The following is a 2,435-nucleotide window of genomic DNA, read 5'->3' on the forward strand; positions in this document are numbered from 1 at the left end:
GCGGAATGACGTAGCCGCCGGTGCCCTGGATCGGCTCGACGTAGAACGCGGCGTACTCGGCCTGGCCGACCTTGGGATCCCACACGCCGTTGTACTCGCTTTCGAACAGGCGCTCGAACTGGTGCACGCAGTGGTCGGAGTATTCGTCCGGGGTCATGCCCTTCGGGCGACGGAAGGGATAGGGGAACGGGATGAACATCGCGCGTTCGCCGAAATGGCCGTAGCGGCGGCGGTAGCGGTAGCTGGAGGTGATCGACGAGGCGCCGAGGGTGCGGCCGTGGTAGCCGCCTTCGAAGGCGAACATCAGGCTCTTGCCGTTGCGCGCGTTGCGGACGATCTTCAGCGAATCCTCCACCGCCTGCGCACCACCCACGTTGAAGTGCACGCGGCCGTCGAGGCCGAACTTCTCGTGCATGTCCACCGCGATGGTCTTGGCCAGCTGCACGCGCGTCGGGTGCAGATACTGGCTGGCGACCTGCGGCAGGGTATCAATCTGGTCCTTCAGCGCATTGTTCAGGCGCTGGTTGGCGTAACCGAAGTTGCACGCCGAATACCACATCTGCAGATCGAGGTACGGGGTGCCGGCGGCATCGAACATGTAGCTGCCTTCGCAGCGCTGGAAGATCTTCGGCGGATCGACGTAGTGCACGGTGTCACCGAAGGAGCTGTAGCGGGCTTCGTCTGCCAGCAGCTGCGCATCGGTGATGGCGGCATCGGCGTTCTTGTCAAAAATATTCATCGGTTCGGTTCCGGAGAGGGCATTCGAAGGAAGCAACGGGCGGAGCGATCAGGCGGTGGCGAGCAGCCGCGGAAGCGAGGGTTGAAGCAGGCTGCCGTCGAGCAGGCGCGGCAACAGCGCAGTGGCGTCGTGGAAGGTGTCGATGGCGGCGTGGGGGATGCCGGCGTTGGTGCAATGGGCGATCAGGCGACGCTTGGCGAACACGAAATCGGCGTGTTCGGACACGCAGAAATCCGAGGCGCCATCACCGATCATCAACACGCGGGGAGCTTCGTCAGCACGCGCCTGCGCCGCGCAGGTGCACTTGCAGGTGCCGCTGCGGCAGCCTTCGGCCTGGTAAGGGGATTCCAGCTGCCAATGGCCGTCACACCAGCGCAGGTGGTTGGCCACCACAGGCAGCGGCGGCAGGCCGTGGTTGGCGAGGATGCGATGGATTGCGTAGTCCAGGCCGTCGCTGACGATGCGCAGTGGCAGGCCCAACGCCTGCGCGCGATTGACGAAGGCGGCGAAGCCCGGATCGATCCGTACCTGGTCCAGGTGTGCATCGAGGGTGGCCGGATCCAGCTTCAGCAGGCGGACCTGGCCCTGCATGCATTCACGCGAACCGATCTCGCCGGAGCGCCACTGGTCTTCCAGCTGTTGCCAACCGGGCTGGCCGAAGTTTTCCAGCAGTGAATCGATGACGTCCTCGAGGCTGATGGTGCCATCGAAGTCACACAGGATGCTCCATTGCATGGGCAGCTCCGTCGATGAAGAGAGGCCTTGGCACGATGCCGGCGACGGGGCCAATGTAGGCAGGCCGTCTTTCTCGTTCCTTTCCACCTGAAAGCCCGAACGAAGGCACTCGGGAAGCGTTCAGCCAGTAGGCGCGAAGCAGGCTTCGGCCACTACTGGCCTGCCAGCACCTTTACGATCTCGCGCGTGTCTTCGTGGGTCAGCCAGGGGCTGTTGCCCACGGTCAGGGAGCGGGCGGCGAAGTCGCGGGCATTGGGTACGTGCGCGTCTGCAACGACGCCTCGCAGATAGGCATAGTCCGGCAATGCATGGATGAACATGCGGCTGACACCCAGGCCGCGCTGCCACAGCGATGAAAGCGCTTTGTCACGCGCACGTTCGCTGGGCAGCAGCAGCATCAGCATCGGCCAGGTGCCCTGGGTGCCAGGCATTCCGTCCACCACTTCAACGGCGGGAAGCGACTCCAGCTGCATGCGCAGCTGCAGCGCACGCAGACGGGCGGCCTGCAGGAAATCGGGCAGGCGCTGTGTTGCGCGTGCACCGACGCTCTGCCGCCAGCGGCTGACGTGATGCTGCGGAATATCCAGTGGAAATACGTCACCCACCGCGGCTTCCAGGTCGCCGCGGCGCAGGGCACGCCGCAGCGGATTTCCATACACCAGCGACAGCAGGGAAGGGCGGTAGCAGGCCGCCAGGCCCAGCAGCTGCAGGCTGCGGGTCAGTTCCCAGCGCGGCTTGAAGGGCGTGTGTCCTGCGGCCTGCTCGATCAAAGCCGCACGCAGTTCTTCATCACGCGTCAGCAGCAGACCGCCCTCATGCAGGCTCAGGCCCTTGCCGGCGGCCAGGCTGAAGAAGCCGATATCGCCGCGCAGGCCGACGCTGTTGCCGGCCACGCGTGCACCCAGTGCCTGTGCGGCGTCCTCGATCACCCACGCACCGACGCGGTGCGCAATGGCACATG

At 65.1% G+C, this 2,435-nt stretch carries 3 protein-coding genes; all 3 read right to left on the reverse strand.

Going from position 1 to position 2,435, the window contains the following annotated elements; genetic code table 11:
- On the reverse strand, positions 1-739 hold a 739-nt coding region (locus AB4Y84_RS19310), incomplete at its 3' end, for an aminotransferase class III-fold pyridoxal phosphate-dependent enzyme (protein WP_442250690.1).
- A gap of 48 nt (positions 740-787) precedes the next feature.
- Positions 788-1,474 (reverse strand): MtnX-like HAD-IB family phosphatase, encoded by a 687-nt coding sequence (locus AB4Y84_RS19315; RefSeq protein ID WP_363730785.1) that lies wholly within the window; start codon positions 1,472-1,474, stop codon positions 788-790.
- Between the two features lie 152 nt (positions 1,475-1,626).
- Positions 1,627-2,435, reverse strand: an 809-nt coding sequence (locus AB4Y84_RS19320) for a DegT/DnrJ/EryC1/StrS family aminotransferase (RefSeq protein WP_442250691.1), incomplete at its 5' end; no start/stop codon positions are given.

It is taken from the genome of Stenotrophomonas sp. 2YAF22 (genome assembly GCF_052114665.1).
Taxonomy (GTDB): Bacteria; Pseudomonadota; Gammaproteobacteria; order Xanthomonadales; family Xanthomonadaceae; genus Stenotrophomonas; species Stenotrophomonas indicatrix.